The sequence below is a fragment of the Pseudomonas sp. Sample_23 genome (genome assembly GCF_004307595.1).
GTDB classification, from domain to species: domain Bacteria; phylum Pseudomonadota; class Gammaproteobacteria; order Pseudomonadales; family Pseudomonadaceae; genus Aquipseudomonas; species Aquipseudomonas atacamensis.
The window spans coordinates 1-19,702 of sequence record NZ_RCNX01000059.1 but is presented as its reverse complement, the minus strand read 5'-3'; the positions used below and the strand labels follow the sequence as shown (position 1 = coordinate 19,702).

The following is a 19,702-nucleotide window of genomic DNA, read 5'->3' as shown; positions in this document are numbered from 1 at the left end:
AGGAGCTCCAATGCCTGCCACGCATCGCCTTGATTTGCCTGCGATTGAACGCGCACTGCGGAAAGTGCAGAGCCGTTTCGCCGAACTCAGCCGGCACTTCACCGAGCCTCGGGACCCGTTCACTGACGAAGTTCTGCACAATGTGCTTGAAGGCTATGCGTTGGTTGACGAATATGTTGCCTGCGGCGTCGACCTCTTCGATCTGCAGCAACTGAACCTGATGCTGGAGATCAATGCCACGGTGCTGTGTGGCCGGGATCCGGCGCGCCGGCTGGAGTACGCCCAGCATCTGGCCGCCACCGAGGCGCATTTCTTCAACAATGTTGAGGGCGGCATCAAGGACTTGTACAACTGGTATTGCGCTTATCGCAGTGAGTCAGTCTGGAAGCGTGCAGCGGGTGTCTATGTGCGCATTCTGAGCAAGCCGCAGCTGTTTATCGAAGGCAACAACCGCAGTGGCTCGCTGATTGTCAGCTACTTGCTCATGCGGGCAGGGCTGCCTCCATTCGTGTTGACCCTGGAAAACGCCGAGGGCTATTTCAACCCGTCCTCGGTCATCCGCAACTCCGCCAAGCATGGCGTCAAGGCGTTGTACGAATTGCCCAAGATCAAGAAAAAATATGCAGCATTCCTGGAAGAACAGGCGCCCGATCCAATGAAGTTCTTTCTCAAAGGCAAGCCTTTGCCTCTCTCTCAAGGTGGCCATTGATGAACTGGGCACCAGCATTTGCCAGATTGAAAACCTTCGGCAGCCGGGCAGGGCAGGCTATCCGCTGCGCTTTGCCGCAGTTGTTCGAACGTCAGCGCATACGGATTTCGTTCGATATCGATGACACGCTCGCCTGCCAGCTTCATCACTGCGCAGTCGAGAACAGTCGACTACCGGCCTGTATTCATCGTTGGCTGGGTGAACCGTTGCGAATGGGCACACGATCGCTGATCCGAGAGCTGCGTCGCCAGGATTGCAGTGTCTGGGTCTACACCTCATCCGGGCGCACGCCGTCCTATATCAGGCGCTGGTTGGCGCTGTACGGTATCCGCATCGACGGCGTGGTCAACAGCGTGCTGCACAACCGTGCGCTGACGGCGCACGGGATGTCGAATGCGCCTTCGAAGTATCCGCCAGCGTTCGATATCGACTTGCATGTCGATGATTCGGAGGGCGTGCAGATTGAAGGCAAGGATCATGGCTTCCGGGTGGTCGTGGTGCATCCCGAGGATGATCGCTGGGCGCAGAAAGTGCTCGATTCGGTGGCCAAGGTCCAGGCGCAGCTCGCCTGGCAGCAAATGCTCAGACCTCAGGCGCCGGTGCAACAGCGTGCGGAGGCTGTCTTTGAGTCGCTTGGCTGAGGGAGTACGCACTGGCTATCTGGACAGCAGCGCCTCAGGTATACGAGGCACTGCTTTGAAATGACTCAATAGATGCGCAAAACATGTCTCGCAGAAACGACAAAGCCCTGAATAATCAGGGCTTTGTCGTACTTAAGATGGCGGAGGCGATGGGATTCGAACTCATGGACCTGTTACAGTCGACGGTTTTCAAGACCGTTGCCTTAAACCACTCGGCCACACCTCCGTTTGCGTTGCGGGCGCCATAATACCTGAATGAAACACACTGTCAAACTCTCTGCATGGCTTGTTACAGAGCGTCTGTTATGATCTTTGCGACTGAACGTTTCAAACCAACAGGAGTGTCGCCATGCGCGAACAGGATTACGCAGTTAATAACAGCGTGCAGGCTGAGCAGCTAGAGGTTAGCCGCGTCCTGCGCAACACTTATGGTCTCTTGGCTCTGACCCTCGCATTCAGCGGCGTGATGGCCTTCGTAGCCCAGCAGATGCGTGTCGGCTACCCGAACATTTTCGTGGTGCTGATCGGCTTCTACGGGCTGTTCTTCCTCACCAACAAACTCCGTGATTCCGCGTGGGGCCTGGTGTCCGCCTTCGCGTTGACCGGTTTCATGGGTTTCCTGCTCGGCCCGATCCTCAACCGTTACCTGGGCATGCAGGGCGGCGCTGAAGTGGTCAGCTCGGCTTTCGCCATGACCGCGCTGGTGTTCGGTGGTCTGTCGGCCTACGTGCTGATCTCGCGCAAGGACATGAGCTTCCTGAGCGGTTTCATCACCGCCGGTTTCTTCGTGTTGCTGGGCGCGGTGGTCGCCAGCTTCTTCTTCCAGATCAGCGGCCTGCAACTGGCGATCAGCGCCGGCTTCGTGCTGTTCTCGTCGGTCTGCATTCTGTTCCAGACCAGCGCGATCATCCACGGCGGCGAGCGCAACTACATCATGGCGACCATCAGCCTGTATGTATCGATCTACAACCTGTTCGTCAGCCTGCTGCAACTGTTCGGCATCATGAGCCGCGACGACTGATCGTAATGGCTGCAATAAAAAACCCGCTTCGGCGGGTTTTTTATCGTCTGGAGAAAAGTGTCTGCTCAGTTGATGACGATGCTGCCGTCCACTTGCTGACGGTAGATCGTGTAGGGCAGCAGCAAAGTATCGAGCGCGCCGGAGACCACGGCGTCCACCAGCACCACCGGAATGGCCGCGTTGCGGTGATCATCGGGATCGATGCCTGAGGCCAGCGGAGCGTTCAGCGTGCAGAAGTCATAAGCGAGGCCGCTGTAGATTCTCGGCACCGCGCCGCAAAAACTTTTCTGCTGCTTGAGCCCGTCAACGGCAGCCTGGTCGTCGCGCGCCACCGTTTGAATCGTGCCACAACCGCCGAGCAGCAGGGCCGCGAGCAGTATTGCCTGAATTTTCATAGCGCCATTCCTTAGCCGCGAAAACCCCCAATCTACCCTGATCATTGGTAAAAGACACCTACGCCATCGGTGGCAGGCGTCGCTTGACCGGGGTCTTCTTGACGATCGCGGTGTTGGTTTCGGCCAACGTATTCAGTCGGTCTAGCAGGGTATCGAGCTGTTCCATCGAGCGCACGTGCAGGCGGGCGATGAAGCAGTCGTCACCGGTGACCTTGTCGCACTCGGTGAACTCCGGAATCGACATGATCTGCCGCTCAACCTCCTGCAATTGCCCTGGCAGCGGCCGCACACGGACGATCGCCTGCAACTGATAGCCGAAGCATTTCGGATCGATCTCCACCGTGTAGCCCTTGAGCACGCCGCGTTCTTCCAGCCGCCGCAACCGCTCGGCCACGCTGGGCGATGACAAGCCGCTGATCTGCGCCAGCGCTTTGAGCGAGCGACGCGAGTCTTCCATCAGCGCGCTGATGAGGATCTGATCGATATCGTCAGTCACATTCAAACTCCGGATTAGGCGAAGGGCGCAAATCACCCTCGATAAAAAAGGCGAAAACCAAGTTTAGCCTGCTTTATGCGCTGGAGCAGCCCGAGGTGCGCTTGGCATACTTTTGCCATGCTTCGCTCACAGCCTCAGGAGAAGATGATGGACAACGCAATCCGCCGCGGTTCGCTGGAAATGACCGCCGCCATGCTGATATCCGGGACGATCGGCTGGTTTGTGCTGGTGTCCGGGCAACCGGTGCTCGACGTGGTGTTCTGGCGCTGCGTGTTCGGCGCCGGTACGTTGCTGTTGGTCTGCGCCGCGTTCGGCTTCCTGCGCCCGGGGATTCTCACCCGCACAACGTTTCTGCTGGCGGTGCTCAGTGGAATGGCGATTGTCGGCAATTGGGTGCTGCTGTTCGCATCCTATTCCCGCGCCTCGATTGCCATTGGTACGGCGGTCTACAACGTACAGCCATTCATGCTGGTCGGTCTGGCGGCACTGTTTCTCGGCGAGAAAATTACCCTGCAGAAGCTGTTCTGGCTGGCGATTTCGTTCATGGGCATGCTGGCGATCGTCAGCGCCCATGGCACGCAAGGTGAGGAGGGTAACGATTACCTGATGGGAATTGCCCTGGCGTTGGGCGCGGCGTTTCTGTATGCGATCGCTGCACTGATCATCAAGCGCCTGACCGGTACGCCGCCACATCTGATCGCGCTGATTCAAGTCTGCACCGGGGTGTTGTTGCTCGCGCCTTTTGCGCATTTCGATGCGTTGCCGCAAGGCGTCGATGCCTGGGCGAGTCTGCTGACTCTCGGGATCGTGCACACCGGTCTGATGTACGTTTTGCTGTACGGCGCGATTCAAAAATTGCCGACGGCATTGACCGGCGCGCTGTCCTTTATCTATCCGATCGCGGCGATCTTCGTTGACTGGTTCGCCTTCGGCCATCGCCTCGAATTGCTGCAATGGATAGGCGTTGCAGCGATCCTGCTGGCCGCCGCCGGCATGCAACAAGGTTGGGGCTGGAAAGCCCGGCGGCTGGCGGCACAATAAGGATCAGATGTTCCAGCGCGGTGCGGTTGCTGCCAAGCGCTGGCGCATCTCGCTGATATTGGCCGCCAGTTGCCGGGTCAGCATCCGATAGCCGTCGAGCGTATTGGCGACTGGCGCATCAAGGTCCGCTGCTGGCAGCTCCATCGGTCGCTCCAGCCGTTGCGAGGCTCCGGTTTTCAACGCGCGAGCCATGCCGATCAGCTGCACACGAATCTGCCGGTGCTCAGCCTTCAGTGCCGCTTGCAAATGGGCTGTGGCCTGCGGGTCGCTGGCATTGGGACGGATATTGCCGAGGATCTCCAGCGTGCTGATGCACATGCGCAGGTTGCGCTGAATCGCGTCGAGCTCGGTCATGGAAATCTTCACTTCCTTGGACACTGATGGCATCAGCGAGCGCAGCTGCACCATCACCGCACCCACCTTGCTCATCAGCCGCACGTGCTCGTCGGCGCTGACCGCTTCACCGTTGATGATGCGCCCGTACACCGTGGCGCAATCGCGCAAGGCATCGGCGAGGTTGTAACGCCACGAGTAGACCGCGTAGAGCGGCAGGGCGAAGGAAAACGCCAGGGCGAGGGCGATGCCGATCAGGATGTCGACGCCGCGCCACAGTCCATCGGTGATCGGGTTGTCGCCATGCCCGGCGACGATGAACACCGTGATCGCCGAGAGCAGAGCGGTGTAGCCGCCCTTGCCAATCGCGTGATACGAGAAAAAACCGCACACCACAGCCATGGAAAAGTAGGTCAGCCACGGCATGCCCAGCCAGGCGTGCTGCGCCACCAAGGCCAATCCGACCCCTGCACCGATCAGGGTGCCGATGGCGCGCTCGGCGGCTTTTTTGCCAATGTTGCCGTGATGCTGCAAACCGCCGATCACCACCAGCATGGTCACCGATGCCCATTCGCCGTGGGGCAGATTGATGCCAGTGGTCAGCAGAATCGTCGCCAACAATCCCAAGGCCACCCGCACGGAATGGATCAGGCGGGCGTGACGGTAGCGCCGATACGGGTCCAGCAACGGACGCAGGATACGGCGCAACAGCGGTGGCAGGCGGTGGGTGCTGTAAGTAGTCAGTGCGAACCTCGTACGTCAATCAAATCAATGGAAGGGGAAAATGTAATTCATCCAGGCGGACATGCGCAGCAGGATTTTGCGCATCGCGCCGATGTGATGAAAGTGCTGACTGTAAAGCGCCGCTTGCCCGTAGGCGCCGCCCGGCATGAGCGCGCTGTATTCGGCGAACGCCGGGTCAGTGATTTCAATGATCACCGGCACCCGTCCCGCCGGTGGCGAGCCGGTGTAGCTGATCAGCGTGCCGGAAGGTTGCACCTGGCCCTCGGCGATCACCCCGATCACGCTTTTCACTCGCCCCGCGAAGACTTTGCCGGGTATGCCATCGAAGGCGACTTCGGCCTCGTCGCCCACGGTCAGACGCAGCAGGCTGTTCTGACGCATCCAAGCGGCGAAGTACTGACCTTCCTGCGGAATAAACACCATTGACGGGCGCAGCGGCAGCTTGCTCGCCATCATCCCCGGTCGCAGCGAAACGTGGGTGACGAAGCCTTTGCTCGGCGCTCGAACCACGGTGTTGTCCAGTTCAAATTGAGCGTTGTCCAGTTGCGCCTGCAGATCGTCGGTGCGGGCAATGGCCGCGTCCAGTTCACGCTGGGTGCCGAAGTTGCGGCGAATCAGTTCGGTGATGCGGTAGCGGTCGCCCTTGGCTGCAACCAGTTGCGCCTTGAGCGATTTCAGGCGGTTCTGGAAAGGCGTCGGATCGATGCGAAACAGCACGTCGCCTTTTTCCAGGGGTTCGTTGCCCTTTACCGGCACGTCGATAACCTGGCCGCTGACGATCGGAATGACCGGCACCGAGACAAAGTAGGAGCGCGCCACCTCGGAATAGGGATGGTTGTAGTTCATGGTGAAAATCAGCGCGCCGATGATCAGCACGCCACCCAGGACAGCGGTGGGCACCGTCCATTTGTTCAGCGGAATGCGGAAGATCTTGAAGATGGCGACGCAGAGTGCGGCGTACGTGAGGATGAGCAACAGATCCATGCTCAGATCCCCCGGCTGTCAGAGTGAGGCGCAACCGGCGACTGCGCTTCGAGCCGCTCGATCCGAGCTTGCAGCTCGACGACCTGCTGCTCCAGTTGATTGACGTGATTCTGAATGGGTTTGCCATCGCCGAAACCCCAACCGCGATCCTCGCGATAGGCCATCGCCCAGATCCACAGAAACGGCCAGAGTGCATGCAAGGTGAACAGGCTGACCCAGCCCGTGGCATGGATTGCGTCCTGGTGCGGGTGGTTGCGATGAACGGCGATTTCGTACGGAATGTCATGCAGCACGATGATCCCGTAAAACAGCACGAGACCGACAAAAACCAACAGACCCAATGCGAAGTAATCGAGCATGGTCAGCCTCCCGGGCATCCAGCAATGCTGGGCTGAGTGTAGTCACTGAATCGCCGGGGGGCTGACGGATCGGCAGGATCGTTCAATCCTGCCGATCATCCGTCAAAAGATGTAATCGGTGGTCAGGAAACTCGAATCACGCCCGCGAATGATCTCGCTGATCAGGTCCTTGTTGCTCTCTTGGAACTTGGTCGCCACCAGCGTCCGAATCGAAAACACTCGCAATGCATCGTGAACCGAGAGCGTGCCTTCGGCGGAGTTTTTGCGACCGTTGAACGGGTAAGTGTCCGGGCCGCGCTGGCACTGGGCGTTGAGGTTGATCCGCCCGACCTGGTTGGCGAAAGTGTCGACCAGCCGGCCGACCGCCACCGGGTTGGTGCCGAAGATGCTCAACTGCTGGCCGAAGTCGGATTCCAGTACGTAGTCGATCACGGTATCGAGGTGGCGGTACGGCACGATGGGCACGACCGGGCCGAACTGTTCTTCCTGATACACGCGCATTTGCGGATTCACCGGATAGAGCACTGCCGGGTAGAAGAACGAGGCATGGGACTCGCCACCATTCGGGTTGACCACCTGGGCGCCTTTGCTTTGCGCATCCGCGACCAGACCATGCAGATAATCGACCTTGCCCGACTCCGGCAACGGCGTCAGCGCCACGCCGCTGTCCCACGGCATGCCCGGTTTGAGCGTGGCCAGTCTGGCGTTGAATTTCTCGATGAAGCTGTCGACCACGTCTTCATGCACGAAGAGGATTTTCAGTGCGGTGCAGCGCTGACCGTTGAACGACAGCGAACCGGTGACCGCTTCGCTGACGGCGTTGTCGAGATCGACTTCGGGCAAAACGATGCCCGGGTTCTTGGCGTCCAGACCCAGAGCCGCGCGCAAGCGGTGTGGTTTCGGGTGCAGCTTTTTCAGGTCACTGGCAGCCTTGTTGGTGCCGATGAAGGCAAAGATGTCGATCTTGCCGCTGGCCATCAAAGCGCTGACGGTCTCGCGGCCGCTGCCGTAGATGACGTTGATCACGCCGCTCGGGAAGCTGTCGCGGAAGGCTTCGAGCAACGGGCGAATCAGCAGCACGCCGAGCTTGGCCGGTTTGAACACCACAGTGTTGCCCATGATAAGCGCCGGAATCAGCGTGGTGAAGGTTTCGTTCAGCGGGTAGTTGTAAGGCCCCATGCACAAGGCGACGCCGAGCGGCACGCGGCGGATCTGGCCGAGGGTGTCCTGCTCCAGCTCAAAGCGGCTGGAACGGCGGTCGAGTTCTTTCAATGCATTGATGGTGTCGACGATGTAATCGCAGGTGCGATCGAACTCTTTTTCCGAGTCCTTGAGATTCTTGCCGATCTCCCACATCAGCAGCTTGACCACGGCCTCGCGCTGCTCGCGCATGCGGCCGAGGAATGCTTCGACGTGCTGGATGCGCTCGGCCACGCGCATGGTCGGCCACAGGCCCTGACCTCGGTCGTAAGCGCGAACGGCAGCGTCGAGGGCGGTGAGGGCGGTGTCGGCATCCAGCAGCGGCGTGCTGCCGAGGATCACCTGTTCTTCGCCGTTTTCGCTTTTCAGATAAACCGGGCTGCGCACCTGCGCGAGCGGGCCGTCCCAGCGGCGCAATTGACCATCGACCAGGTATTCACGCTGCTCGACCTGAGCGTCGAGGCGATATTTTTCCGGGATGTCGCTGACCGAAGGGAACAGGTTGCCAAGGATGTTTGCTGTGGTCATGTCACTACCCTGTGTTGAAGTCGGCGTGCCGATTGAAAGTCTTGTGAAGGTTATACGCCTGAATGGGCCGGGATTTAACCCTGTGAATGTCATGCGAATGTCACGCACCCGTGCAACCACAGTCCACCCTGTGGGAGCGAGCTTGCTCGCGAAGGCGGCGGCACATCCAACATCCTCATGTCCTGACACAGCGCTTTCGCGAGCAGGCTCGCTCCCACGGTCGATCTTTTAAATCAGTCAGTCTGTCTTCGGTAATGAAGCTTTTATGACAAAAGTTCGGTAGCCCTTTGCCAGTCCGGTCATGCCTGTGTAACGCGCTTGAGGGGCCTTTCGGGGCGCACTTTGCGAGTCGGGGCGGGACGCCGGGAGTGAGGCAATGGGGACTATGGAACGCTATTCGAAAGTGGGCATGCAGGAGCTCGATCAACGCCTGTCGAAGATCGTCGAAGCGGCGCGCAAGAAGCCGGTTTCGGTGTATCGCTACGGCGCGCCGTGGGTCTGGATCGTCTCGCAGGAGGACTGGCAGGGCGCTCTGAAAGAAGTGTCCAGCTACATTCCGCCGGGCCATTCGCTGGTATTGCTGCGCCCGCAGATCGACGATCTGCTCGACGCCCACCAGGACCTGCTGCGCGACCTCAATGCCGCACCCGGCATGCTCATTCCCGCGCAGACGGTGATGCACATCCTGCTCCTGCAATTGCTGTATTCGGTGCCCAGCGAACAGCAGCTCTATGAACAACTGAACTACAACCTGCTGTTCCGCTGGTTCGTCGGCCTTGGCCTGAACCAGAAGGTCTGGAGTTTCACCGCCCTCAGCCGTGACATCGCCACGCTGCTCAACGAGCCGCGTGCGGTGCTGCTGATTCAGAAAATCATCGGCGAAGTGTTCTGCGGTGCCTTGCTGCAAATGCCCGAGTTCTCGCTGAACTTTGCGCTGTTGCACACCTGGCTGGGCAAGCACGCCTGCGCCACAACGATCAGCAATTGACGCAGCACACCGGGCGCTAACGCCCACAGGTCATCGCGAATTTCAGGGGGTAATGTGGAACGGATTTTCACGTCACGGCTGGCGCTGTGGGGCTGGCTGCTGGTGACGGCGGGCGCGCAGCCGGCGCTGGCCGAGGAGGGCACAGAAGCGCCCGCCGCGCAGCGACTGGTCGACGTCAACGAATACTTCGTGCGCGGCAATACCGTGCTCGATGCCCGGGCGATCGAAGAAGCGGTGTACCCGTTTCTCGGCCCGCAGAAAGCCTTGAGCGACATCGAAGGCGCCCGCGATGCGCTGCAGAAGGCCTATCAGGAACGCGGCTATCAATCGGTGTTTGTCGAGCTGCCCGAGCAGGCGGTGGCCGATGGCATCGTCTATCTGCAAGTCAGCGAAACCAAGGTCGGCCGGGTGCGCGTGGTCGGCGCCAAACACTATTCGCCGCTGGACATTCGCGACAACGTACCGGCGCTGAAAGAAGGCGAGGTGCCGGACTTCGCCAAGGTCCAGGGCGAACTCGCGCAACTCAACAAGACCCCCGGTCGCCAGGTCATGCCGCTGGTGCGCGAAGGGCAGCGCCCCGGCACCATGGATGTCGATTTGCAGGTCGAAGACCAGAACCCGTGGACGGCCAGCGTCGGCCTCAATAACGACTACAGCGCCGACACCGAAAAGCTGCGCAGCGTCACCAGCCTCGGTTACAACAACCTCTGGCAGCTCGGCCACAGCGTCAACCTGACGTTCTTCACCGCGCCGCAGGAAACCGACAACGCCAAGGTCTGGTCCGGGTCCTACACCGCGCCGCTGAGCGAGCGCTGGAGCGTGCAGTTCTCCGGTTACCAGTCCGACAGCAACGTCGCCACCATCGGCGGCAGCAACGTGCTCGGCAAGGGTCACAGCTACGGCGTCGCGGCGATTTACACATTGCCCTCGAGCGGCAATTGGTCGAACTCGCTGTCGGCCGGCATCGACTTCAAGGACTTCGACGAGCGCCTGAGCCTGTCCGGCGAAAGCGACAAGGTGCCGCTCAAATACGCGCCGTTCACCTTCGCCTACAACGGCTATCGCTACAGCGAAAAGAGCCAGCTCGGCCTCGGCCTGAGTCTGGTTGCCGCCACGCGCAGCGTGTTCGGCTACGGCAGCGACGACGAAGATTTCGACTACAAACGCTATCGCGCCAAACCGAGTTTCGCCGTGCTCAAGGGCGACACCAACTACACCTGGACCTTCGACAGCGACTGGCAGAGCGCAAGCAAAGCCGCGTTCCAACTCGCCTCGGGGCCGCTGGTTTCCAACGAACAATTCTCTGCCGGTGGCGCCACCTCCGTGCGCGGCTATCTCGCGGCTGAACGTACCGCCGACGACGGCTATTTGCTCAGCCAGGAATTGCGCACACCGTCGCTCGCGAAATTTGCCGGCACGTGGATGCAGGACTGGCGCTTCTACGCCTTCGCCGAGGGCGCGCAGTTGTACCTGCGCGATGAGCTGCCGGATCAGGACGCCAATTACGCCTTGGCCAGTGTCGGCCTCGGCACCCGCGCCAGCCTGAGTAAATGGCTATCCGGCAGCCTCGACTGGGGCTACCCGCTACTCGAGGGGCCGAACACCTCAAAGCAGGAATCGCGCCTGCACTTCAACCTTCAAGCCACTTTCTAACGGAGCACGTCCATGCAACGCCTCTTCCTTTCGTTGTTGATCTGCCTGGGCTTCGTGCTCCCGGCCACGGCTCAGGCCTGGTGGCAGGACGACTGGCATTACCGCAAACAGATCGCCGTCGACACCACGCCACAAGGCGCGGCGATCAATCAGGCCCTCGGCCGCACCGCGCTACTGGTGCGCTTGCACACCGGCAACTTCACCTTCGACGGCGTGAAAGAGGACGGCTCCGATCTGCGCTTTGTCGCGGCGGATGACAAAACCGTGCTCAACCACCAGATCGAAAGTTTCGACGCGCTGATGGGCATGGCGCTGATCTGGGTCGATGTGCCGAATGTCGAGGGCGGTCAGCGTCAGGACATCTGGATGTATTACGGCAACCAGAAAGCCCCGGCCACTGGCAACGGCCAACTCACTTTCGATCCGAATTACACCGCGCTGTATCACTTCGACGGCGCCACCGGCACCCCGGCGAAAGACACCACGGCGTACGGCAACACCGCGCAAAGCGCGACCGGCACAGCGATCGATGGCGTCGTCGGGCGCGCCTTGCAGTTCAGCGGCCAGCCGTTGTTGCTGCCAGCCAGTCCGTCGCTGCAACACAACGCGGGCAGTGCGTTCACTTTCAGTGCCTGGCTGCGTCTGGATCAGGCGAGTGGCGAGCAACTGATTCTCGCTCGACGCGAAGGCAAGCAAAGTCTGCTGATCGGCGTCAGCCAAGGCCTGCCGTTCGTAGAGATCGACGGCCAGCGCGCCGCTGCCACCCAAGCGCTGGCGCCGGGGCAATGGCAACACCTCGCACTGACCGCCGAGGGTTCGAAAGTCACCCTGTACATCAACGGTCGCGAAAGCGCTGCGTTGGCTCAGGCGATGCCGGCGTTCAACTCGGTCATGGCCATCGGCGCCGATCTGCAGGAAGGCGCGTTCCAGCCATTCGCTGGTGCCATCGACGAACTGCGCCTGTCGAAAGTCGCCCGACCTGCTGCGCTGTTGCTGGCCGATGCCACCTCGCAAGGCGCCGAGTCGAAACTGGTCGCTTACGGCGTCGATGAAGAGCAGTCCGGCTTCGGTTTCGGCAGCCTTGGCTTCTTGCTCAACGCGGTGCCGATCGACGCCTGGGTGATTATCGCCGTGCTGGTGCTGATGATGTTCCAGTCGTGGATCATCATGCTGCGCAAGAACCGCAGCCTCAGCCGCGTCACCGCTGCCAACGAAGACTTCCGCGTGCAATTCGCCAAGGTCGGCACGCGTCTGGAGATGTTCGCCGACGACGCGCAACTGGCTCAGCGTCTGCAGCATTCGTCGCTGTGGCGCCTGTACCTGGTGGCGGTCAAAGAGATTCGCACGCGCCGTGAGCAGGGCGCCGATACCTCCTCGGTTTCGGCGGCGACCATCGAAGCCATCCGCTGCTCGATGGACGGCGTGCGCACCCGCGAAAACCAGCAGCTCAGCTCAAAACTCTCGACCCTGTCCAACGCCATCGCCGGCGGTCCGTATATCGGCCTGCTCGGCACGGTGCTGGGGATCATGGTGGTTTTCCTCGGCACGGCGATGGCCGGCGACGTCAACATCAACGCCATCGCTCCCGGTATGGCCGCCGCGCTGTTGGCCACGGCGATGGGCCTGTTCGTCGCGATCCCCGCGCTGTTTGGCTACAACCGCCTGATCACCCGCAACAAGGAAGTCAGCGCCGACATGCGCGTGTTCGTCGACGAGTTCATCACTCGTCTGGCGGAGATGCATGGCGAGAGCCAGTTCAGTGAGGCGTCGCACCAGCGCGGCCATCACGCCAACCACTCCGTACCGGCCTGAGGAGCATTGACATGGCGTCCGTAAATGCCTCCCACGACGATGATGACGATGCCGCCGTCGACAGCATCAACATCACTCCGCTGGTCGATGTGCTGATGGTGGTGCTGGTGATGTTCATCCTCACCGCCACCGCGCAGGTCTCCGGGATCCAGATCAACTTGCCCAAGGCCAGCGCGTCGGTGTCGCTGTCGGAAGCCAAGACCAAGGCGATCTCGGTCAACGACGGCGGCCAGGTGTTCCTCGATGCCTATCCGGTGACCCTGGCCGAGCTGGAAGAACGCCTGCGCATCGAGAAAGCGCAGAGCCCGGATTTCCCGGTGATCGTGCGTGGCGATGCGACGGTGCAGTACCAGAAAGTCATCGAAGTACTGGACCTGCTGCGTCGGCTCGAACTGTCCCAGGTCGGTCTTGTTACCGGCAAACCGAGTCAGGGCTGAGTCATGACCGCACAACTCCCGATCGAACCGCCGCCCGTGAAAAAGTCGCCGTTGCGCTATGTGAAGTGGGGCGCCGGACTGCTGGTCGCCGCGCTCGCCGCGTGGTTCCTCTGGCAGTGGGCCAACGACATGGCTGGCGTGCGCCGCGAAGCGCCGAAAGTGCCGACGATCATTCCGTTGCCGCCACCGCCACCACCGCCGCCGGAGAAACCGCCAGAGCCGGAAACGCCGGTGGAAGAAAAAGTCGTCGAGCCCGAGCCAACGCCGGAGCCGGAAGAGGTCAAGCCTGAAGAAGAGGCGCCGCCATCGCCGGCGGACGATCTGGCCAATCCGATGCAAATGGACGGCGACGCGCAGGCCGGCAGCGACGCTTTCAACATCGGCGCGGGCAAGGGCGGCGGCATGGCCGGTGCTGGCGGCGGGCGTTTGGGCACGGGCACGTACAGCCAGTTTCTCGCGTTCACCTTCCAGCGTTTGCTGCGCGAGAACCCCGACCTGCGCAACCTCGCGTTCTCGCTACAGGCCGATGTCTGGCTGAGCAGCGTCGGCGAGATCACCCGTGTCGAGCTGATCAAGTCCAGCGGCAACCCGCAAATCGATACCCAGGTGCTGGCCGCTTTACGCGGTGCGCCAGCCCTCAGCGAACGGCCTCCGGCCTCCATCACTTTGCCCGTGCGCCTGTCCCTGCAAGGGCGGCGTCCGGGTTAATTCACTTATTCAAGCTTCGGCAAAAGGAGTTGTGTGCAAATGATTTCCAACGTGAATCGATTGTCCCTGGCGGTCGGCATGGTCATTGCGACCCTGGTCGGTCAGGCCGTGGCAGCGCCTGCGCCGTCGGAAAACGCCACGATCAATCTGATCCGCTTGCTGGTCGAGCAGGGCATTCTGAAACAGGACAAGGCTGACGCGCTGATCGCCCAGGCGCAGAACGAAGCGGCGCAGGCGAAACAGGCTGCCGCGTCCACCGCAGTCGCGGCCGGGCCGGTCGCCGCGCCGGGCGATGTGCGCGTGCAGTACGTGCCGGCAGCGGTGCGTGACCAGATCCGCGATCAGGTCAAAGCCGAGGTCATGGCCACCGCCAAACAGGAAAACTGGGCAGCGCCGAATACCTTTCCGGATTGGGCCTCGCGCATCAGCTTCGACGGCGACATTCGCCTGCGAGACGAATCGCGGTACTACTCGGGCAACAACAGCAACGAAATCGTCGACTTCGCCAAGCTCAACAACAATGGCCCGTACGACGTAAATCCCAACAGCAGCACCAGCCTGCCGCCGTTGCTCAACACCCGCGAAGACCGCGAAAACCTTTTTCGCCTGCGCGCACGTCTGGGCATGAAAGCAGTGATTTCGGAGGAATGGACCGCCGGCATTCGCATCGGCACCGGTTCGGACAACAACCCGGTATCGACCACGCAGAACCTCGGCGGCGGCTTTGCCAAGAAGGACATCTGGCTCGATCAGGGCTACCTGACCTGGAAGCCAATAGACGAATTGACCCTGACCGGCGGGCGCTTCGCCAATCCGTTCATGTCCACCGACATGCTCTATTCCAACGACCTGAATTTCGATGGTGTGGCGGCGATTTTCGATCACAAGCTCAACCGCGATTGGGGCGTGTTCGGCACCGTCGGCGCGTTCCCGGTGGACTACACCAACGACACTTCCAGCAGCAACGGTTTCGACAAGGAAGAGAGCGACAACAAGTGGCTTTACGGCGCTCAGCTCGGCGCGAAATGGGCGATCAACAGCAACAACCGCCTCAAAGGTGCGCTGGCCTATTACCGCTTCGACGACATACAGGGCCAGCGCTCCAGCCCTTGCGAACCGTGGGCCGGCGCGCCGGGCTGCGACAGCGACGGCACTCGCGCGGCGTTCATGCAGAAGGGCAACAGCGTGTTCCTGCTGCGTGACATCACGCCGAACCCGCTCAACCCGAGCGCCACGCCGCAGCCGCAATTCGTCGGGCTTGCGTCCGAGTTCAACCTGCTCGATCTCAACGTCGTGTGGGACGCCGACCTGCCGCAGGACTTCAAACTGCGCAGCCAGGGCAATTACATCCACAACCTCAGCTACGACGAAGGCGACATGCGCAAGCGCTCCGCCGGGCAGATCGTCAACAACCTCGACAGCAACGGCGAGATCGAAAGCGGCGCCAATGCATGGATGGTGCAGTTCACCCTCGGCAACGCGCTGGACCTCAAGCGCAAGGGCGACTGGAACCTGTTCGCCGGCTACAAGTACATCCAGCCGGACGCCTTGCCGGACGGCTTCAACGACTCGTCGTTCCACCTCGGCGGCACCAACGCCAAGGGCTATTTCATGGGCGGCAATTACGGCCTGGCGAAGAACGTTTCCGCCACGGGTCGCTGGATGAGCACCGAAGCGGTGTACGGCGCGCCGTTCGACATCGACGTCTTGCAGCTTGAGATCAACACGCGCTTCTAAGGCGCCGGGAGAGCTTTATGAACACGCGTTTTCTCGCGCTGGGCCTGGGTTTGTTGATTGCCACCGGGGCGAACGGCGAAGGCATGGAAGAACGCTTGCGCACGCAACTGCGCAGCACCACCCAACAATTGCAGGCCCTGCAAAGCCAACAGGCCCAGGCCAGCGCCGCGCAACTGGCGGCGCAGAACGAAGCCATGGCAGCGCAAGCGCAGATCAAGCAGCTGACTGCCGAACTGGCCAAAGCCAAAGGCCTCGCCGAGCAACTGGCCGGGCAGCAACAGAGCCTGCACAGCCAGGCGCAGGCGCAAGTCGCAGCCAGTGCCGAGCAGACCGGCAAGTTCAAAAAAGCCTATGACGAATTGCTGGTCCTCGCTCGCGGCAAAGAAGCCGAACGCGCGAAGCTGCAAGCGCAGCTGGCGGAACGTGACACACAAGTGCAGCAATGTTCAGCCAAGAATCAGCAAATGTACGGCGTCGCCAAACAGATCCTCACAGCCTACGAAAACATCGATGTCGCCGAGGTGATGAAAATCCGCCAGCCCTTCGCCGGCAGCGCCCGGGTCAAGTTCGATGAGCTGGCGCAAGGCTTCGGCGACGAGCTGTACAAAACCCAATTCGACGCGCCGCAAGCCGCGATCGCTCACTGATAACAAGGAAGAAAGTCATGACTCAATTGCTCACCCACGTTTCCCCGCAATCGCTGACCGACGTCCTCCAGGCCGCTGGTTATCGCGTCAACCAGAGTGAACAGAACGGCATCGTCCAGTTGCTCAGCGCCAGTCAGGGCATCGGCTACGCCGTGCGTTTCGGCAACCCGGCGCTGGAGCAGGGCAACTTTGTTGATTTCACCTTCAGCTGTGCCCTGCGCGTGCAGGGTGAGTTGCCTGAGGGAGTCGCAGAGCAGTGGAATGCTACTCGACGTTTTGCACGGTTGTCGTTGCAGGGCGAGTTTCTGGTCATGGAGATGGACGTGGTCGTGGCTGCTGGCGTGAGCAACGAGCACCTGCGCGGCAATTTGGAATTGTGGGATCGCCTGTTGCAGGAATTCATCGTTTACCTGCGCGATTTCAGCCAGACCACTGCTGTGCAAACCGCCAAATCGGCTATCGCCGAACAAGAGGAAGTCGCACTGTGAAGAAGCCTGTCATGGTGATCGGCGCCGGAGCGGTGGCGCTGTTGGTGGTGGCCGTGGCACTGGTGCTGCGGCCGGGCAGTGATCCGGTCGCCGCCCAGCAGCCGTCGTCTGCGATGGCGGTTGCATCCGGGCCAGCGGTCGCGCGGTTGGGCAATCAGCAGGTTTCGCCAGAGGAATTGCAGGCGCTGCTGGCCACTGTCCCGGCGCAAACCAGCGAACAACTGCGCGGCAACCGTGAGGCGCTGGAACGCTGGATTCGTACGCGGCTGGCGGAAAAAGCCGTGCTGGAACAGGCCGATGCGCAGGGGTGGGCGCAGCGCCCCGACGTCGCCCGGCAGAACCGTGCTGCGACTGAGCAGATCGTGTTTCGTGATTATTTGCGCTCGGTGAGTCAGGTGCCGGCGGATTATCCGAGCGCGGCCGAGTTGCAGCAGGCGTACGACGCGGGGAAGGCCAATTGGCAGACGCCGGCGCTGTATCGGGTCAGTCAGATTTTTCTCTCTGTCAGTGATGCTTCTAATGCGGAAACAGTGCGCAAGCAAGCAGTTGAGTTGAGCAAGAAAGCCCAGTCAGCGCCGGGCGACTTTGCCGCGTTGGCTACGCAATATTCGCAGGATCGAGTGACGGCAGAGCGGGGCGGTGATACCGGCCTGCAACCGTTGCAACAACTGGTGCCGGAAGTACGGGGCGCCGTGGCGCGCCTCAAGGTGGGCGCCGTGTCTGATCCGGTGCAAAGCGCCGCCGGTTTCCACGTGATCAAACTCACCGAACAGCAACCGGCTCGCACCGCGACGCTGGAGGAACTGCGCGACCAACTGACCCAGGCCCTGCGCGCACAACGCCAGGAACAGATCGCCCAGGCTTATCTGGACGGCATGCTCAATACCGCCACCCTGAGCATCGACGGCGCCGAACTGAACAAAATCCTCGAGGAAAAACACTGATTTCACCTACACCACAACCCCTGTGGGAGCGAGCTTGCTCGCGAAAGCGGAGTATCAGTCAGCAAATATGTTGAATGTGCTGACGCTTTCGCGAGCAAGCTCGCTCCCACAGGGGTCTATGGCGCACTCAAGGCAACTACAAAGATCGACAGGGAGTCATCAATGTCATTCACCGAACCCGCAGGACGCCCGGGCCCCGCTGATTACCAAACGCCCCAAACCAGCCCCGAACCCTGGCTCCAGGCCGCGACCATCGACAGCGAGGTCGCCCAATATTTCCTCGTCAGCGCCCGCTGCGGCTGCTTCATGCAAGCCGCGCGCAGCCTCAATGTGCGCTCGACGCTGCTGCGCAAACAACTCGCGCAACTCGAACAACAACTGCAACACAGCCTGTTCAGCTTCCAGGGCAGCGCCCTAACGCTCACCCGCGAAGGCCAACTGTTGCAGGTCCGACTCAGCACCCTGGCCCACCAACGCAAACTCCCGGTTATCGAACAACCACTGATCCGCCTCGCCATCGCCGAATCCATCCTCCACGACATCCTCGGCCGCGACCTCATCGCACTGCTGCGGCGCAACGCCAGCCTGCGTCTGGAAATTATTGCTCTGGATAGCGAACTGGCCTTGCGTGCGGTCAGCGCCGACATTGTCCTCTGGCTGGCGCCCAGCGATGCTTCAAACCCTGGTCCCACCTTCGCCACAAGCGCACCGCAACAGCTAGCGCGGATCGAGTATCTGCCGCACATCGCCAAACGCTATTCGAGGGTGACAGCGCGACCGGAAACGCCAGATGATCTGGCGGACTTTATGCTGGTGCAGTGGCAGCATGATCGGCAGGTTGAGAGCTTTCGGCCTTGGAATGAATTGGTCGAACAACGGTTGGCCGGTGTGGTGCAGATGCAATCTTATGAATTGATGTTAGAGATGATCCGCTGTGGCGCCTGCATTGGGTTGCTGCCGACATACATGAGCCGCTTTGACCGTGGCCTCATCGCACTGCCCGGATTATTCGCCGAACCGATGCAGCTACACGCGTGGCTCGCCGTCAACACCGACTCGCAAGACTCCCCCGAAATCCAGGCCCTCACCGACCTCATCCAGCAAACCTTCAACGAACGCCACGAATGGTTCCAGCCTTGACGCGCCCCCGTGTAAGAGTGAGCCTGCTCGCGAAAGCAATCCGCCAGTCGAAGCCACAGTGACTGACAAACCGCTTTCGCGAGCAGGCTCGCTCCCACAGGAATCTTCATTGCTTACGCGTTGATCGTTCCCACGCTCCGCGTGGGAATGCAGCCCGGGACGCTCTGCGTCCCCCCAGAGCTGGAACGCGGAGCGTCCCTTGAGGCATTCCCACGCAGAGCGTGGGAACGATCATCAACTGCACCCGTACCGCATCAACAGTGGGAGTGAGCCTGCTCGCGAAAGCAATCCGCCAGTCGAAGCCACAGTGACTGACAAACCGCTTTCGCGAGCAGGCTCGCTCCCACAGGAATCTTCATTGCTTACGCGTTGATCGTTCCCACGCTCCGCGTGGGAATGCAGCCCGGGACGCTCTGCGTCCCCCCAGAGCTGGAACGCGGAGCGTCCCTTGGGGCATTCCCACGCAGAGCGTGGGAACGATCATCAAAGGCCCGCTACTGCGGCAACTCCAGATTATCCAGCACCCGATTCACCGCCAGTTCGCCGAGCATGATCAACTGCGCGATCCCCATCAGCGTCCGCCGCTGCGATGGCTTCACCAGCCCGGCGAATTCCTGGGCGATGGTTTTGGCCGACGCAAGCGTTTCGCAGGCGTTGGCCAGCAGGTCTTCGTTTTTGGTGTCGGCGGTGACGGCGT

Annotated in this window: 19 protein-coding genes, 1 tRNA gene and 3 pseudogenes; 14 read left to right on the top strand and 9 right to left on the bottom strand. The window is 61.0% G+C overall.

The annotated features are described in order from the left end of the window. The first annotated feature begins 10 nt into the window (after nt 1-10). Both D8U82_RS15715 and D8U82_RS15710 read left to right on the top strand, forming a co-directional pair. A complete protein-coding gene (locus D8U82_RS15715; RefSeq protein WP_130902496.1) occupies nt 11-709 on the top strand; it encodes a hypothetical protein in 699 nt (232 codons plus the stop codon). Continuing rightward, complete coding sequence (locus tag D8U82_RS15710; protein ID WP_241668063.1) at nt 709-1,350, top strand: hypothetical protein; 642 nt, start codon at nt 709-711, stop codon at nt 1,348-1,350. Before D8U82_RS15715 ends, D8U82_RS15710 begins: the two co-directional genes overlap by 1 nt. 138 nt (nt 1,351-1,488) lie before the next feature. Here the strand turns inward: D8U82_RS15710 and D8U82_RS15705 are convergent. Further along, nucleotides 1,489-1,576: transfer RNA gene (locus D8U82_RS15705), tRNA-Ser, on the bottom strand. Between the two features lie 123 nt (nt 1,577-1,699). Between D8U82_RS15705 and D8U82_RS15700 the strand changes: the two genes are divergently transcribed. Next, complete coding sequence (locus D8U82_RS15700) at nt 1,700-2,371, top strand: Bax inhibitor-1/YccA family protein (protein ID WP_042609827.1); 672 nt, start codon at nt 1,700-1,702, stop codon at nt 2,369-2,371. 65 nt (nt 2,372-2,436) lie between these two features. Here D8U82_RS15700 and D8U82_RS15695 read toward each other — a convergent pair whose 3' ends face one another. Both D8U82_RS15695 and D8U82_RS15690 read right to left on the bottom strand, forming a co-directional pair. After that, a complete protein-coding gene (locus D8U82_RS15695; RefSeq protein WP_130902495.1) occupies nt 2,437-2,766 on the bottom strand; it encodes a YceK/YidQ family lipoprotein in 330 nt (109 codons plus the stop codon). 58 nt (nt 2,767-2,824) lie between these two features. Beyond that, nucleotides 2,825-3,262: an Lrp/AsnC family transcriptional regulator gene (locus tag D8U82_RS15690; RefSeq protein WP_056785725.1), complete on the bottom strand. Its 438-nt coding sequence runs from the start codon at nt 3,260-3,262 to the stop codon at nt 2,825-2,827. A 147-nt stretch (nt 3,263-3,409) separates the two neighbouring features. Here D8U82_RS15690 and D8U82_RS15685 point away from each other — a divergent pair, with 147 nt between their 5' ends. Next, nucleotides 3,410-4,303, top strand: coding sequence for a DMT family transporter (locus D8U82_RS15685; RefSeq protein WP_095179890.1), 894 nt, complete (start codon nt 3,410-3,412; stop codon nt 4,301-4,303). A 3-nt stretch (nt 4,304-4,306) separates the two neighbouring features. On the opposite strand, the gene D8U82_RS15680 is transcribed toward D8U82_RS15685, so the two are convergent. From D8U82_RS15680 to D8U82_RS15665, 4 genes are all read right to left on the bottom strand, one after another. Then, on the bottom strand, nt 4,307-5,347 hold the full coding sequence (locus D8U82_RS15680; protein WP_051600445.1) for an FUSC family protein: 1,041 nt from the start codon (nt 5,345-5,347) through the stop codon (nt 4,307-4,309). A 57-nt stretch (nt 5,348-5,404) separates the two neighbouring features. Further along, nucleotides 5,405-6,364, bottom strand: coding sequence for an HlyD family secretion protein (locus tag D8U82_RS15675; protein WP_056785734.1), 960 nt, complete (start codon nt 6,362-6,364; stop codon nt 5,405-5,407). 2 nt (nt 6,365-6,366) lie between these two features. Beyond that, nucleotides 6,367-6,723 carry a DUF3302 domain-containing protein gene (locus D8U82_RS15670; protein WP_110599509.1) on the bottom strand — a complete coding sequence of 119 codons (357 nt, stop codon included), beginning with the start codon at nt 6,721-6,723 and terminating at the stop codon, nt 6,367-6,369. Nucleotides 6,724-6,825: 102 nt separating this feature from the next. After that, nucleotides 6,826-8,451, bottom strand: coding sequence for an NADP-dependent glyceraldehyde-3-phosphate dehydrogenase (locus D8U82_RS15665; protein WP_016774600.1), 1,626 nt, complete (start codon nt 8,449-8,451; stop codon nt 6,826-6,828). A gap of 652 nt (nt 8,452-9,103) precedes the next feature. On the opposite strand from D8U82_RS15665, the pseudogene D8U82_RS28640 reads away from it, so the two are divergent. The 9 genes and pseudogenes from D8U82_RS28640 to D8U82_RS15615 all read left to right on the top strand — a co-directional run. Continuing rightward, nucleotides 9,104-9,274: pseudogene (locus D8U82_RS28640) on the top strand (transposase); the annotation flags it as partial. Nucleotides 9,275-9,493: 219 nt separating this feature from the next. Next, nucleotides 9,494-11,092, top strand: a complete 1,599-nt coding sequence (locus D8U82_RS15650; protein WP_122704462.1) for a ShlB/FhaC/HecB family hemolysin secretion/activation protein — start codon at nt 9,494-9,496, stop codon at nt 11,090-11,092. 12 nt (nt 11,093-11,104) lie between these two features. Continuing rightward, nucleotides 11,105-12,904, top strand: coding sequence for a MotA/TolQ/ExbB proton channel family protein (locus tag D8U82_RS15645; RefSeq protein WP_130902494.1), 1,800 nt, complete (start codon nt 11,105-11,107; stop codon nt 12,902-12,904). A gap of 11 nt (nt 12,905-12,915) precedes the next feature. Then, entirely contained in the window at nt 12,916-13,341 is a 426-nt protein-coding gene (locus D8U82_RS15640) for a biopolymer transporter ExbD (protein WP_003201710.1), read from the top strand. A gap of 3 nt (nt 13,342-13,344) precedes the next feature. Next, entirely contained in the window at nt 13,345-14,049 is a 705-nt protein-coding gene (locus D8U82_RS15635) for an energy transducer TonB (RefSeq protein WP_110646559.1), read from the top strand. Nucleotides 14,050-14,088: 39 nt separating this feature from the next. Next, entirely contained in the window at nt 14,089-15,786 is a 1,698-nt protein-coding gene (locus D8U82_RS15630; RefSeq protein WP_130902493.1) for a putative porin, read from the top strand. Nucleotides 15,787-15,803: 17 nt separating this feature from the next. Then, nucleotides 15,804-16,433, top strand: a complete 630-nt coding sequence (locus D8U82_RS15625; protein WP_125926762.1) for a DNA repair protein — start codon at nt 15,804-15,806, stop codon at nt 16,431-16,433. 17 nt (nt 16,434-16,450) lie between these two features. Next, nucleotides 16,451-16,921: a YbjN domain-containing protein gene (locus tag D8U82_RS15620; RefSeq protein WP_130902492.1), complete on the top strand. Its 471-nt coding sequence runs from the start codon at nt 16,451-16,453 to the stop codon at nt 16,919-16,921. Beyond that, entirely contained in the window at nt 16,918-17,865 is a 948-nt protein-coding gene (locus D8U82_RS15615; protein ID WP_130902491.1) for a peptidylprolyl isomerase, read from the top strand. The genes D8U82_RS15620 and D8U82_RS15615 overlap by 4 nt, the downstream gene beginning before the upstream one ends. A gap of 20 nt (nt 17,866-17,885) precedes the next feature. On the opposite strand, the pseudogene D8U82_RS28480 reads toward D8U82_RS15615, so the two are convergent. Continuing rightward, nucleotides 17,886-17,975, bottom strand: a pseudogene (locus D8U82_RS28480) (DUF4381 domain-containing protein); the annotation flags it as partial. Nucleotides 17,976-18,027: 52 nt separating this feature from the next. Here D8U82_RS28480 and D8U82_RS15610 point away from each other — a divergent pair. Further along, complete coding sequence (locus D8U82_RS15610; protein ID WP_130902490.1) at nt 18,028-19,005, top strand: LysR family transcriptional regulator; 978 nt, start codon at nt 18,028-18,030, stop codon at nt 19,003-19,005. Between the two features lie 494 nt (nt 19,006-19,499). Here D8U82_RS15610 and D8U82_RS15605 read toward each other — a convergent pair. Beyond that, nucleotides 19,500-19,702: pseudogene (locus tag D8U82_RS15605) on the bottom strand (hypothetical protein); the annotation flags it as partial.